General features: G+C 50.8%; 13 protein-coding genes. 12 read left to right on the plus strand and 1 reads right to left on the minus strand.

Annotation, left to right across the window (positions count from 1 at the left end):
• The first annotated feature begins 33 nt into the window (after window positions 1-33).
• The 9 genes from ctaD to hemL all read left to right on the plus strand — a co-directional run bounded on the left by ctaD (window position 34) and on the right by hemL (window position 9,271).
• On the plus strand, window positions 34-1,845 hold the full coding sequence (ctaD, locus tag B0W44_RS04520) for a cytochrome c oxidase subunit I (protein WP_228441641.1): 1,812 nt from the start codon (window positions 34-36) through the stop codon (window positions 1,843-1,845).
• A complete protein-coding gene (locus tag B0W44_RS04525) occupies window positions 1,838-2,479 on the plus strand; it encodes a cytochrome (ubi)quinol oxidase subunit III (protein ID WP_077718963.1) in 642 nt (213 codons plus the stop codon). Before ctaD ends, B0W44_RS04525 begins: the two co-directional genes overlap by 8 nt.
• Window positions 2,480-2,486: 7 nt before the next feature.
• The gene (locus B0W44_RS04530; RefSeq protein WP_077718964.1) at window positions 2,487-2,783 is read left to right on the plus strand and encodes a cytochrome C oxidase subunit IV family protein; all 297 of its coding nucleotides are present in this window, start codon (window positions 2,487-2,489) and stop codon (window positions 2,781-2,783) included.
• 161 nt (window positions 2,784-2,944) lie between these two features.
• Window positions 2,945-4,282 (plus strand): glutamyl-tRNA reductase, encoded by a 1,338-nt coding sequence (hemA, locus tag B0W44_RS04535; protein WP_077718965.1) that lies wholly within the window; start codon window positions 2,945-2,947, stop codon window positions 4,280-4,282.
• Between the two features lie 16 nt (window positions 4,283-4,298).
• Complete coding sequence (locus B0W44_RS04540) at window positions 4,299-5,117, plus strand: cytochrome C assembly family protein (protein WP_077718966.1); 819 nt, start codon at window positions 4,299-4,301, stop codon at window positions 5,115-5,117.
• Between the two features lie 52 nt (window positions 5,118-5,169).
• The gene (hemC, locus tag B0W44_RS04545) at window positions 5,170-6,090 is read left to right on the plus strand and encodes a hydroxymethylbilane synthase (RefSeq protein WP_077718967.1); all 921 of its coding nucleotides are present in this window, start codon (window positions 5,170-5,172) and stop codon (window positions 6,088-6,090) included.
• A 2-nt stretch (window positions 6,091-6,092) separates the two neighbouring features.
• Window positions 6,093-6,887 (plus strand): uroporphyrinogen-III synthase, encoded by a 795-nt coding sequence (locus tag B0W44_RS04550; RefSeq protein ID WP_169835422.1) that lies wholly within the window; start codon window positions 6,093-6,095, stop codon window positions 6,885-6,887.
• Window positions 6,888-7,000: 113 nt separating this feature from the next.
• Entirely contained in the window at window positions 7,001-7,966 is a 966-nt protein-coding gene (hemB, locus tag B0W44_RS04555; protein WP_077718969.1) for a porphobilinogen synthase, read from the plus strand.
• Between the two features lie 12 nt (window positions 7,967-7,978).
• Window positions 7,979-9,271 carry a glutamate-1-semialdehyde 2,1-aminomutase gene (gene hemL / locus B0W44_RS04560; RefSeq protein ID WP_077718970.1) on the plus strand — a complete coding sequence of 431 codons (1,293 nt, stop codon included), beginning with the start codon at window positions 7,979-7,981 and terminating at the stop codon, window positions 9,269-9,271.
• A 76-nt stretch (window positions 9,272-9,347) separates the two neighbouring features.
• On the opposite strand, the gene B0W44_RS04565 is transcribed toward hemL, so the two are convergent.
• Window positions 9,348-10,472 (minus strand): mandelate racemase/muconate lactonizing enzyme family protein, encoded by a 1,125-nt coding sequence (locus tag B0W44_RS04565; protein WP_077718971.1) that lies wholly within the window; start codon window positions 10,470-10,472, stop codon window positions 9,348-9,350.
• Window positions 10,473-10,685: 213 nt separating this feature from the next.
• Between B0W44_RS04565 and B0W44_RS04570 the strand changes: the two genes are divergently transcribed.
• The 3 genes from B0W44_RS04570 to B0W44_RS04580 are packed head-to-tail and all read left to right on the plus strand — an operon-like array spanning window position 10,686 to window position 14,546.
• Window positions 10,686-12,431: a sensor histidine kinase gene (locus B0W44_RS04570; RefSeq protein WP_077718972.1), complete on the plus strand. Its 1,746-nt coding sequence runs from the start codon at window positions 10,686-10,688 to the stop codon at window positions 12,429-12,431.
• A 15-nt stretch (window positions 12,432-12,446) separates the two neighbouring features.
• Entirely contained in the window at window positions 12,447-13,187 is a 741-nt protein-coding gene (locus B0W44_RS04575) for a response regulator (protein ID WP_077718973.1), read from the plus strand.
• A 42-nt stretch (window positions 13,188-13,229) separates the two neighbouring features.
• Window positions 13,230-14,546: a polysaccharide deacetylase family protein gene (locus B0W44_RS04580; protein ID WP_077718974.1), complete on the plus strand. Its 1,317-nt coding sequence runs from the start codon at window positions 13,230-13,232 to the stop codon at window positions 14,544-14,546.

Below are 14,546 nucleotides of genomic sequence, written 5' to 3' on the forward strand. Positions count from 1 at the left end.
AAACAGTCTTTTTGGGCAACGGTCTGGGATTGGATGACGACCGTCGACCACAAAAAGATTGGAATTATGTACATTGCCTCCGGTCTGTTTTATTTGTTTGTTGGAGGAATTGAAGCTTTACTGATACGCCTGCAGTTGATCGGTCCGAACCAGGATTTCGTTGGGCCGGATACGTTTAACCAACTGTTTACGACTCATGGCACGACGATGATATTCTTTGTCGCGATGCCGATTTTGATCGGGTTTATGAACTACATCATGCCGTTGCAGATCGGTGCGCGCGACGTGGCGTTTCCTGCCATGAACGCGTTTAGCTTCTGGTTGTTTTTCGTCGGGGCGCTGATCTTTAACATAAGTTGGTTTGCTGGAGGGGCACCGGACGGGGGCTGGTTTGCCTATGCGCCTGTTACGTTAGATCAGTACAGTCCGGGACCGGGGATGGACTTTTACGACATCGGGCTGCAAATTTCCGGTTTCGGTACAATCATGGGGGCCATCAACTTTATTGTCACGATCGTGAACATGCGCGCTCCGGGCATGACGTACCTGCGTATGCCGCTGTTTACGTGGACGACGTTTGTGACGTCAGCGCTCATTCTGTTTGCTTTTCCCCCGTTGACGATTAACTTGTTTTTACTCATGTTCGACCGTTTGTTCGATGCTAACTTCTTTAATGTCGGGGAAGGCGGCAATGTGCTCATTTGGCAGCACTTGTTCTGGTTATTCGGTCACCCCGAAGTGTACATCGTCATCCTTCCCGCGTTCGGGATTATGTCCGAAGTGTTTGCGACGTTCTCTAAGAAACGCTTGTTTGGTTACAGCGCCATGGTGTTTTCAACTGTCGTCATCGGTTTCCTCGGGTACATGGTCTGGGTGCACCACATGTTTACCGACGGATTAGGGCCGCTCGTAAACGCCATTTTTTCCGTCAGCTCCATGTTGATTGCCATACCGACGGGAATCAAAATATTTAACTGGCTGTTTACGATGTGGGGCGGCAGAATTCAATTTACTACTGCGATGCTGTACGCCGTCGGCTTTATCCCGACCTTTGTCATGGGTGGGGTGACGGGGGTCATGGTGGCCACTGCGCCCGCCGACTATCAGTACCATGACAGCTACTTTGTGGTGGCCCACTTCCATTACGTCTTGATTGGCGGTACTGTATTCGCCATTATGGCCGCTCTGTACTACTGGTATCCGCGCATGTTTAACCGCATGTTGGATGAGCGGCTCGGTAAGTGGAATTTCTGGCTGACGTTTATCGGATTTCACATGATTTTCTTCCCGCAACACTTCCTGGGATTGATGGGCATGCCCCGGCGTGTGTTCACTTACCAGGAGGGAATGGGGCTCGAATTCTGGAACCTTGTCAGTACCATCGGGGCCTTTGTGTTTGCCGTAGGCGTGCTCATCTTGGTGTACAACATCGTGTTGACCGCACGCAAAGGGAAACCTGCGCCTCACGATCCGTGGGACGGCCGTACACTTGAGTGGGCACTGCCGAATCCGACACCTGTCTATAACTTCGCCCAGACTCCGTTGGTGAAAGGGCTCGATTCCTTCTGGTTAGAAAAACAGGCAGGGAAGTCCCAAGTGACGGCAGCCGAACCGATGGGACCGATTCATATGCCGTCCAACTCGTATTTGCCCATCTTACAGAGTGTGGTCTTCATGATCGCTGGCTTGGCAGCAATTTACCGCAGTTTTGGCGTGGCTTTACTGGCGATGGTCGTCTTCACTGGTATCTTCTTAGCCTATATATTGGAAGAGGACGAAGGCTACCACATCGATCCGCGCGATCCGGATTCCGGGAATGAAGGGGGAGAGGAAGCTCATGGCTAACAGCGCGCAACACTCTGAAGCCTCTCCAGCATGGCCGCTGGAGAGGTCGACGCTGCAAAACCGCAACCGAATTTTAGGCTTTTGGTTGTTCCTTTCCAGTGAGTGTATCATCTTTGCGTCTTTGATCGGCACTTACCTCGCGCTCCAAGGTTCGTATGGAGACGGCCCGGGTCCAAAAGAAGCGTTCGACCTCGTGTTCGTCTTCGTCATGACGTTCATTCTGCTCACGAGCAGTTTGACAGGCGTGTTGTCGACAGTAGGGATGCAGCGGGGCAACCTTCGCATGATGCACTTTTGGCTGTTTATGACGATCCTTCTGGGCACGATATTTTTGCTGATGCAGGTGTACGAGTTCGTTCACTACTACAGCATTGGTTTGACCTTCACCAGCAGCGCTTACGGATCTGCGTTTTACGCGCTCGTCGGCTTTCACGGCTTACACGTGGCGTTCGGTTTGTTCTGGTTAACCGCCTTGCAACTTCAATCGCTCAACAATTACGCCTTTACGCGGAAACCCGCCCTCACGAAACAAAATGCGTCTAAGTTGTATATTGCCGGTCTGTACTGGCACTTTATCGACGTCGTCTGGGTCTTGATTTTCACCATTGTCTATTTGATGGGAAAGGTGGTCTAAGAGGCGAATGGAAAAAACGGAAGGACACCATCAACCTGAGGCGAAAAATGTGGTGTGGTTTCACGTGTTCAATTGGGCAATCATGATCGTGATGACCGTTGTCGCGTTTGTCGCGGTTGGGATGGAGCTCATGTCGCCTGGGCCATTAATTAGCTTTATCGTGATACTTGCGGTTGTTCAGGCTTTTTTGCAAGTGTATATTTTCATGCACTTAAAACACGAAAAGGTGTCTACCAGTCTGTTTATATTTTGGGGTGCTGCCCTTGGATTCGTGTGCGTGTTCGGTATATGGTGGATGGTTTAACTTCAATCAACGGTCGAGAGAGGTACTGGAAAGTGTTCCGGTACCTCTTTCTTTATACAATCATAATTCGTTCACATTCTCGCGTATTCCTGACAGCACCGTGTGTTATAATGAGACGTGACGAGTAAAACGTCGGGTCGGTTTAGCTGGGGGTGAACGTGATGCACATTTTGACAATCGGTCTTAACCATAAATCAGCACCTGTATCTGTACGCGAACGATTCGCGATTTCCCCTTCATCGTTACCGCGGGCGTTGAAAACCTTGCGAAATACGAAAAGCATTTTGGAGTGCGCCATTTTGAGCACGTGCAACCGGATGGAGATATACGTCGTTTGTGACCAACTGCACACTGGACGCTACTATGTCAAGACATTTTTAGCCCAGTGGTTCAATATAGACACTGAAGAGTTTGTCGATCATCTGTACATGCTGGATGGCAATGAGGCCGTCGAGCACTTGTTTGAAGTGGCATGCGGCCTCGATTCCATGGTTCTGGGCGAAACCCAGATTTTGGGCCAAGTGCGAGAGGCGATGCAAACGGCCCAAGAAGCCGGTTCAACGGGTACGTTGTTGAACAGATTGTTCAGACAAGCTGTCACGGTTGGCAAGAAAGCGCAAAGCGAGACGGAGATCGGCCAAAATGCCGTATCTGTCAGTTATGCCGCAGTAGAACTCGGCAAAAAGATATTTGATGATTTTACGGGGAAAACGATGCTCATTCTCGGTGCCGGGAAGATGGGTGAACTGACGGCGAAACATTTGCAGTCGAACGGTGCGGACCGCGTCCTCGTCGTCAACCGGTCGAAAGAACGGGGAGAGGCGTTGGCGGAGCGCTTTTCAGGAGAGGCCTACTCCTTTCACCACTTAGAGCAAGCAGTGGAAAAGTCAGATGTCATCATCTCGTCAACGGGTTCAGAAGAGGCCGTGTTAACGAAGGAGCAAGTGGCCAGGGTGATGAAGAAAAGGCGGAACCGCCCGCTGTTTTTAATCGACATTGCCGTACCCCGAGACATCGACGCATCAGTTCACGACATCGAGAATGTGTTTCTGTACGACATTGACGATCTAGAAGGGATAGTGGCGTTTAACAAAGAAGAAAGGGCAAAGGAAGCGGAAAAAGTTCGGGAATTGATTTTAGCTGAAATGGACGAGTTCACTTCCTGGTTGCAAACACTCGGCGTTGTTCCGCTCATCTCGGCCCTGCGGGAGAAAGCGCTCAACGCTCAGGCTGAAGCGATGCAACGCATTGAGCGCAAGATTCCGGATTTAACAGAGCGGGAGCGGAAAATATTGAGTAAACAGACGAAGAGCATCGTGAACCAGTTGCTGCGCGATCCAATTATACAGATTAAGGAGTTGGCAGCGGAGCCGGGAGGTGAAGAGGCGTTAAAACTGTTTGAACGCCTGTTTGCACTGGAAGTAGAGGAAGAAGGCGAAGAAGAAGCGGGACAGGAAACGTACAGTCCGACGGTCGAACGGGTACCGGTCCGCACATGACGAAAGGTGAGGGCGTATGGGGGCGGAGCGTTACATTTACGGTGTGACGATCTATTTGTACGCGTTAAGTGTCTTGTTCTTTTTTTCGGACTTTTTACACGCGAGCAAGCGCAGGAACTGGATCGCAATGAGTCTTCTGATCGGAGTGTGGGCACTGCAGTCTACCTTTTTGTTCATCCGGTTTATGGAGCGCGATTTTGTTCCTGTTTTATCCATGTTTGACACGCTGATGTTTTACGCGTGGGTCATTGTAACGTTTTCAATTATAGTCAATGCCTTGTTCCGCATGCCGCTCTTTGTCTTCATTTCCAACGTCGCCGGGTTCGGGATGGTCGCCGCCAGCTTGTTTGTAACGCGTGACGCTTCAGCGGCCATAAGCCGCCAGCTGGTTTCAGAGTTGCTGTTTCTCCACGTTAGTCTGGCGCTTGTAGCGTACGCATTTTTCTTGTTCTCTTTTTTGTTATCGCTTTTGTATCTCACGCTTAACTACATGCTCAAAAAGAAGCGGTGGAACAAGCTGGTCTTGCGGGCTCCGAGCTTGAGTAGAATCGAGCCGCTAATTTACGGGTCGAGTGTCATCGGAGTACCGCTGTTGTTGTCTTCACTCATCCTAGGGATTATTTGGGCGCATCAACAGGCAGTCGCCGGATTCTGGCTGGACGTTAAAACGTGGACGTCATTTCTGGTCTTCTTCGTCTACGCCTATTACGTGTTTCGCCGAACTGTGTCTAATTGGAGCGGAAAGCCACTGGCCTTGTCGAATGCGATCGCCTTTTCAACGGTCATTCTAAATACGTTTATATCAAATTTTGGAATCTCGTTTCACCGTTGGTGAAGTCTTCGAGGATAGTATTAAGAATTTACAAAACAGCACTGGAGGCACATACATGAGGACAATTCGGATCGGGACGAGACAAAGTGCACTGGCCCTCACCCAGACGAAGTGGGTGATCAGGAAGCTGAAGGAACAGTTCCCCGAACTAACGGTGGAAACGAAGCCGATCGTGACGAAAGGGGATCGCATTGTAGAGGTCACGCTGTCAAAAATAGGCGGTAAAGGGCTTTTCGTGAAAGAAATTGAACAAGCTCTTCTGAATGGAGAAATTGATGTCGCTGTACACAGCATGAAGGACCTGCCGGGAGAAATGGCTGAGGGTTTGGCGTTAGCGGCTGTGACAAAGCGGGAAGACCCGCGGGACTGTTTGATATCCCGCGACGGTCAAACGCTCCGCGAATTGCCTGAGGGAGCCGTCGTCGGCACGAGCAGTCTCAGGCGGCAGGCGCAAGTACTGGCGTTTCGCCCAGACCTTAAGGTGAAACCCGTTCGTGGCAATATCGACACCCGGTTGCGAAAGATGCGCGAAGGGGCGTTCGATGCCATAGTGTTGGCTGGTGCAGGTCTGCGTCGCATGGGGTGGCAGCATCTCATTACAGAGTACTTGGGAACGGATGTGATGCTGCCGGCTGTCGGTCAAGGGGCTTTAGGAATTCAATGCCGACAGGACGATGACGAATTGTTTGCGTTACTCCAGACATTGAACGACTCTGTAACTTCCCGAGCCGTGACAGGAGAGAGGGCTTTTTTACACCGTCTGAACGGGAACTGTCAAGTCCCCATTGGAGCGTACGCAACCGTTGAGGGGGATAGCGTTTCGTTGACGGGATTGGTCGCTGATCCAAACGCTGAACAGGTGTATCGGCAGTCTTCAGTCGGAGATAATCCAGAACGTCTGGGCGTCCATTTGGCAGAACGCGTTTCGGAAATGGGAGCGGCGCGTATATTGGAGGCCCTTCGGAAGGAGGCTTAACATTGGGTGAAGACGACGCACGGCCCCTCTCGGGAAAGCGTGTACTCGTGACACGCGCCCAAGCGCAAAACAAGGATTTGTGCGAACGTATCAAGCAAATAGGTGGCGAACCGTATGAGTTTCCGACGATACGCATCTCACCGCCCGCCAGTTACCGAGAGCTGGATGAAGCCATCCGTCAGTTAAGCCGTTACACGTGGGTTATTTTTACGAGTGTCAACGGCGTGGACCACTTTTTCCGTCGCTTGAGTGTCGTGACCGGGGAAGACGCCCGCCAGTTAGTGCATACGTCCATTGCGGCAATTGGACCGAAAACGGCGAAAGCACTAACTGAAAAAGGATTGAAAGTCGATGTATTGCCCGGGGAATACCGGGCGGAAGCTCTGTTGTCAGAGTTGAAACAGCACGTCACAAAAGTAGACAAAATCTTATTACCCCGTGCCAGTGTTGCCCGCAACGTCCTTCCCGACGGCCTCCGTGCCATCGGTTGTGACGTGACAGTAGTTGACGCCTACCAAACGGAACCGGAGACAGAGAAAGCGTCAGAAGTCGTGAAACTGCTAGCGGAGCGGCAGATCGACATCATTACGTTTACAAGCCCTTCAACGGTGCGGCATTTTGTGTTGGCGCTGGATCAAACGGGAGAGCCGTGGCGAGACTGGATCACGGAAGCGCAGATAGTGTGCATCGGACCGATTACGGAGAGCGCGCTCAACGAACTGGGATTGGGATCGGCCGCAGTTGCTGCCGATTACACGGTTGAAGGGCTTGTGGAGGCGATCGAAACGTTAACCTGAAATCTAGCCGACGCCGTGGCTGAGCATTGTCGCTGTTCGTCAGAATCACCCTTTTGTGAAACGGGCGTATTTGGCACTTTCCCGACACTGTCATATTGATGAGGAGGAGAAGAATGGAGCGATTTGTACGTCACCGCCGGTTGCGGCGCAACGGGACGATCCGGCGTATGGTGCGAGAAACGGTTTTACAGACGGACGACCTCATTCTGCCCTTGTTTGTAGCAGAAGGAGAAGGCATCAAACGGGAAGTGCCGTCGATGCCGGGGGTTTACCAGTTGTCCCTCGATCATCTCGCGGAAGAACTTCACGAAATCAAACAGTTGGGAATCCCGTCGGTCATGTTTTTCGGCATTCCAGCGCATAAAGACGATGTGGGCAGTGAGGCGTACCGGGAGGACGGCATTGTCCAACAGGCAATTCGGTTGGCCAAGGAAACGGAACCGGAATTGTACGTCATGGCGGACACGTGCCTGTGTGAGTATACCGACCACGGCCACTGTGGTGTCATCCGGGATCACGATGTGGACAACGATGAATCGTTGAAGTTGCTCGTGAAAACCGCTGTCTCACAAGCGAAGGCCGGAGCGGACATGATCGCCCCTTCAAACATGATGGACGGATTTGTCGCTGCCATTCGCGAAGGATTGGATGAAGCCGGGTTCGAACACATTCCCATACTGTCCTACGCAGTCAAGTACGCTTCCGCTTTTTACGGCCCTTTTCGCGATGCAGCGGACTCCGCTCCCCAGTTTGGCGACCGGAAGACGTATCAAATGGACCCAGCCAACGCCCGGGAGGCCTTGCGGGAGGCCCGGTCGGACGTGGAGCAGGGAGCCGATCTTTTAATGGTGAAACCGGCGCTCAACTACATGGATATTATTCGCCAAGTTCGTGACGCGTTCGACCTCCCAATTGTAGCTTACAATGTGAGCGGTGAGTACGCGATGGTGAAAGCCGCTGCTCTCAACGGTTGGATCGACGAACAGCAGGTCGTGCTGGAACTTTTGACAGGACTGAAGCGGGCAGGAGCGGACATGATGTTGACGTACCACGCTAAAGATGTAGCCAAATGGTTGTAAGAGGTGATAAGTGTGTCTCTCGATTTTCCCCAATCTGCAGCTAATTTTGAAAAAGCTCAAAAAGTCATGCCAGGTGGTGTGAACAGTCCGGTGCGGGCCTACAAGGCAGTCGACATGACACCGATTGCCATCGAACGGGGTACAGGTTCCCGCGTATACGACATCGACGGTCACGAATATATTGATTACGTGTTGTCCTACGGTCCCCTCATCCTCGGGCACGCCCCTGAACCGGTCGTCGAGGCACTCAAAGCGGCAACCGAAAAAGGGACCAGTTTCGGGGCACCGACTGAACTGGAAACGAAGATGGCTGAACTCGTGACTAGTATCGTCCCTTCTTTAGAGACCGTGCGAATGGTGAACTCTGGGACCGAGGCGACGATGAGTGCGTTGCGCTTGGCGCGAGGGTACACCGGCCGAAGCAAAATATTGAAATTTGCAGGTTGTTACCACGGCCATGCCGACAGTCTATTGATTAAAGCCGGTTCAGGTGTGGCGACCCTCGGCCTCCCCGACAGCCCCGGCGTGCCTAAAAGTACTGCGGAACATACCGTGACGGTTCCTTACAACGACTTGGACAGTGTCCGGATCGCCTTTGAAAAATTCGGCGATGACATTGCGGCAGTCATTGTCGAACCTGTAGCGGGCAACATGGGGACAGTCCCGCCTCTTCCTGGATTTCTGGAAGGGTTGCGGGAAGTGACGACGGAGTTCGGGGCCTTGCTCATTTTCGACGAAGTGATGACGGGATTCCGCGTCAGTTACGGAGGAGCCCAAAGCTATTATCGTGTCACTCCCGACATTACAACCCTTGGCAAAGTGATCGGCGGCGGATTGCCGGTCGGGGCGTACGGCGGGAAGCGCGACATAGTGGAACAGGTAGCCCCTTCCGGTCCTATCTACCAGGCGGGAACACTGTCGGGGAATCCGCTGGCGATGACGGCCGGTTACACCACCTTGCGGGAATTGGGGAAACCGGGTGTGTATGACGATTTAATCAGCAAAACGAAGCGGTTGGCGGAAGGGTTTCGCGAAGCGGCGGAAGATGTGGGCGTCCCGTGTCAGGTCAATCAAGTCGGGACGATGCTGACGTGCTTCTTTACAGATGGGCCGGTGACGAATTACGAGGAAGCGTCCCAAGTGGACAAAAAACGCTTTGCCGCGTACTTCCGCCGCATGATTGAACAGGGAATTATGATTGCTCCGTCTCCGTTTGAGACGATGTTCATGTCTACGGCGCACACGGACTCCGACATTGAACAAACGGTTGCAGCCCATCGAAAGGCGTTAGAAAGTTTAAGGTAAGTCTCCGATGAAGGGAAAGGGGTTGTCCAGGTAGTCAGTGAAAGCTGATAGTCTGTGACAACCTCTTTTTTGACGTTTACAGTTGGGCACGATATTTCACAATTTTCTCTTCGTCAATTGTGCAACCGATTCCGACATCATTGGGAAAGTGGATACATCCGTCACGAATTGTGGTGCCGGAGTGAACCGCATCGTCAGCCAGAAAAAGAGGACCGTTCAAATCAACAGGGGTCGTAATGTTGAGGGCTCCGAATAAGTAGGCGCTGGCGGTGAGGCCGATGGTCGATTCAGTCAACCCGCCGCCGAGTAAATCCAGACCAGCTTCCCGGGCGATTAGACCACAAAGGCGGGCGTAATACAGGCCCCTCATTTTGGACGTTTTGATGACGATCGTATCTGCTGCTTCTGTACGGACGGCATTCACGACGTCCCGGGGGGACCACACACTTTCATCAAGGGCGATAGGGACGCCAGCTCGGGCTCTCAACCTTGCGTGGCCGAACAAATCGCCTGCAGGGAGGGGTTGCTCGAACACATCGACCCCGACAGCTTCCATGTTTTTTGCCAACTGAATCGCTTGACTCAGCGTGTAAGCCTGGTTGGCGTCCACTCGGAAAAAGAGATCAGGGGCCGCTTCTTTGACGGCTCTAATGACATCAATGTCCCTTTTTGGGGTTAACCCTACTTTGACATCTAACCCTTTGTAACCTTCTGCTTTCGCCTTTGACGCTAACTGAGCGGCTTCTTCTGGGTCGCTTGTACTAATTAAGTAAGACAGTTTAACAGGACCGGGGATAGCCTCTTGCCAGACTCCGGGCAACGGTTTGTTTTCGCTTCTGGCTGCTAGGTCGTGTAAAGCGAGATCAATGGCCGACTTGGCAATGGGCTGACCGATCGTCGTTCCGGATGCGATTTCTAGGTTCATCCTTTGGTGTAACGTTTTAAAACAGAGCGGACTTTTTCCTATGAGGGCAGGGCCTAAATACTTGCGGATCGTACTCGTAACACTCTCCAGTGTTTCATAGCTCCACCTGCGACTCGGTCGGGCCTCTCCCCACCCGACTGTTCCGTCATCTGCTGTTATTTTGACATAAACGTGAGTCGCACCGCTCTCTTTACTTCCAACCGAACCGCCGGAAATGGAAAAATTGCGCTTCATCGGGAAGATGAGCGGAAACACATCTATCCTTTGAATTTTCATCGTTGACCTCCAAATAAATCAACAGCTTTTATAATTCATATTACATTAGCTCTGTTGACGATTAAATGGCGATAAATCTGATCCACGACATATGCGGTTTCACGAAGCGGTGCGACAGGTGACAAAGAACACATTGCATTTTTTCGAAAAAACTTCTTTCAGAGGTGAAAATTGTTTTAAAATGAGTTTGTAGAGAACACATTTTTATGAAAAATGCTGAAGGCAGGAGTGTTTGTCGTGTTAAAGCTCCTTTCTCGGTTCAATACGATCAAGAATAAAATTTTGTTTAGCTATGTCCTTCTATTAATCATTCCTTTGTCTTTAGTTGCAATGGTGAATTATATTAAAAGCGCTAACATTTTAGAAGAAAAGGCGGTTGAACAGTTTGACACCGTATCTCAACTGGCCAATCAGCAGTTCGATCAATTTTTTATAGATATCGATAATCTTTCTAAAAACATTTTTCAAAGTTCTGTCGTTCAGAGACACTTGACGCAGCCTTTTGTTCCCTCAAATGAATATTATCGAGGCGAAGTTGAAATATCCGCTTTTCTAAAAAGGATTTGCGACCTAAAGCCGGATATTTCGAGCATCGTGATTTACGGGTCCAACAACCGGAATTACTACTATCACCCGAAAAGGCGCTGGAATTCGTCTTACGACGGTACTCAAGAGCAGTGGTATCAAGAGGCGGTAGCCAAGGACGGGGCGTGGGTGTTAAGCGGACCGAGAGAGGACAGACAGCTGTATAACAAATTTGATAAAAGACCTGAGCAGGTGGTGACGTTCAGCCGCGTCATTAAAAATTTGAAAACGCTGGACCCTATCGGGGTCCTTGCCATCAACGTCGAAATTGAAACCCTTGAACATTTAACGGGAGTGGATACTGGCGAGAACAACCTGGTCATTTTAGATAAAGAAGGAAAGCCTGTTGTGGCGAGTGAAGAGTTAAGCAAATGGGAGAACAGAGATGAGTTGTTGCAAGTGAGTACAGTGTCACCCGTGACGGGTTGGACCTCGACTTATTTTGCCGATAAAACCGAGCTGGTTAAAAAATCTAAACACATTCGCAACTTTATGATAGGCTTGACGGTTTTGCTCCTTGTCATGGCGCTTTTTCTGGCGAATTACATCTCTTCGGGAATTGTGAAACCGCTGTCCCGTTTAAAGTTAAAAATGAAAGATGTCGAAAAAGGAAACTTTAACAGCTGGCAAGCTGTACCTGTGAGTCAAAGGGATGAAGTGGGGGAGTTGACGCAAGGGTTTAATCACATGGTCGAACAGATCGAGGCGTTAGTAAACGAAATTCAAGAGCGTGAGCGGCAAAAAAGGGAGACAGAGTTAAGTGCGTTACAGGCGAGAATCAATCCCCATTTCATGTACAATACGTTGAACGGCATGCGGTGGATGGCCCTCATGGAGGGGAATCAACGCTTGGCGGAGTTGATCAGTTCGTTTGTCTACCTTTTAAAATTTAGCGCTAAAAACCAAGACAATTTGATTACGCTAGAACACGAGACCCGTCTGCTGAAGTACTACGTAGATTTGATGAAAATGCGGCATGAGCCGTTTGAATTTCGGATACGGATGGGCGAATGCATGAACGACCACAAGGTCGTGCCGTTTCTGTTGCAACCGATCGTAGAAAATGCCATTTTTCACGGTATCGCTCCGTTGAAGAGAAAAGGGAACATCGATGTCGATTTATACGTTCAGGACGGGATGAACGTCGCCGTCGTCCGCGATGACGGTGTCGGGATGGAGCAGAAACAAACTGAATCATTGCTGTCGGACGAGCAGAAAGACGGGCACGGCGAGCATTTTAACAAAATCGGTTTAAAAAATGTGTGTGACCGGTTGCGGTTGCAATTCGGTTCACCTGCTTCTTTAGATGTGACGAGCAAACCGGGCTGTGGTACAGAAGTTCGCGTCATCTGGCCAATTACTGTGAGAAAGTAGGAGGGGGATTACGAAGTGAACGTGTTGCTAGTGGAAGATGAGTTACTCGTGCGTTCTGGGATGAAGTCAATTGTCGACTGGGAATCGAACGGTTTTAAGTTGGTTGCCGATGTTTCACACGGAAAGGAAGCGTTAGCCGTTCTCGAGCAAGAGCACGTCGATATTGTCATAACAGATATCCGGATGCCGGTCATGGACGGGCTAGAACTGATTGAAACTATACGGGAAAAGGGAATCCCTTGTGAAATTGTTGTGTTAAGCAGTTACGACGACTTCCAATACGTGCGCCAAGCGATGAAATTCGGGGTTCGGGACTACATACACAAACCGATGTTGACCCCGGACGAAATGATTGAAACGTTAAAAAAGGTAGCAGACGAACTGATCAAACAGCAATCCCTTGAACAGTACCGCCAGCTCATCGTAGATGCAGCAGACGAGAGTCGCCAACTCGTATTAAAAAAAGTGGCACAAAAGGCGCTCCGTGGGCCGGTGGCGTTAGACCCTAAACTAGCGGAAATGTTAGATGGACATTATGTTGTAGACGGAACCTTTTTCCTTGGTTTGCTCTGCACTTGCGATCACCAGCGGATATGGGAGGGCCTGCAACCACTGAATGCGGAAGACGCTGTGAATCAATCGCTCCGCGCTGTCTGGAATGAAAAGACCCGCGATGAGATCTTGTTTTTTAGGCAAGTTGACAACTGGGTATTTTTTTACCGGTTGAACAATGTGATCGGTTCAACCGTTTTATAAACTACGCGGAGCAGCACTTTAAATTGGAGAGGAGAGGGGGAAATGCGACTGACGCCGGAAGGCCCGGCGCTTCAGCCCGTTTGGTATGAAGCCCCTTTTGAAAAAGGGTGGATCGACATTTGTGCGGTCGATGTGTTTAAAACGATGGTCTTCCTTCAGCAAGGTGATCAGCCTGTGCGTCACGACGGGGCCCCTGCGCCTGACGGCACCGCTCCCCTCGACGACGGTATTTTAAAAGCGGAAGACACGTTGCAGCAAGATTGGGAGTGGGATCGAAGGTTTACACCTTCTGGCGGTGCATACTTTGCGTTTCCTTACAGCGATCTGTGGCGGGAGGCGGTCGTGCGCTGCCTTGTAAAGTGGGCTTTGCGGCAGGGATATACTATTCCGGTTATAGGATACTGGCCTGCTGGTGTTAAGGCTGTTGCACACCTATCACACGACAGCGATTTAAACATCGATGCGTCAGCAGAGACGACGCTGGATCTGTTGAAACCGTTTGCGGTGAACTCTACCTGGTGCATGATGGAACCCGGATACAGCCCACATATTTATGAGCGAGTAAAAGAAGCCGGTCACGAACTGGCGCTTCATTACAATGCGCTGGAAGAGCAAAACGGAAAATGGGATAGAAGGGAATTCAGGCGCCAGTATCACTGGTTAAAAGAGGTGGCCGCATTAGATGGCGTAACGAGCAATAAAAATCACTACACTCGTTTTGAAGGGTGGGGAGAGCTATTCGCTTGGTGTGAAGAATGCGGCATCGAAGTGGACCAGACGAGGGGGCCGAGCAAAGGAGGGGACCGGGGGTTCGTCTTCGCTACGTGTCACCCGTACAAGCCGATCGCATGGCACGACGAAGAAAACCGCATTTACGACTTGTTGGAAATCGGATTTTTGACACAAGACCTCGACCTTTCAGATTACTGGGGGAAAAGTGACATTGTGTTTCCTTTACTTGATCAAGTGGAAAGGGTGGAAGGCGTCGCCCACTTTCTGTTTCACCAGGTGCACATTCACAACAGCGAGTCTGTGCGGAAAGCGCTAAAAACGCTGTTGGCGGAAGCAATTCAGCGTGGAATGCCTTGGTGGACGTCCCAGCAAATAAACCGGTGGGAAAGGGCGCGCCGCTCTGTTCGCATCGAAAAGGGGTCCATTTCAGCGGTCGAAGCTGAACTAGACGTTACTAGCGACACCGGGTTAAAAAGAGGCGTCATTCACATACCTTTAGAAGAGCGAGCGGAATACGGACAGGTGACGAGACGGTGGGGGGTTCCTTGTCTCAGCATCGTCACTGACATCGCACCTGGGACGACGTCTTTAAAAATGGAATTAAACCAAGGAGAGGGAGCCCGATAA

It is taken from the genome of Novibacillus thermophilus, from assembly GCF_002005165.1.
In the GTDB taxonomy this organism is placed as follows: Bacteria; Bacillota; Bacilli; order Thermoactinomycetales; family Novibacillaceae; genus Novibacillus; species Novibacillus thermophilus.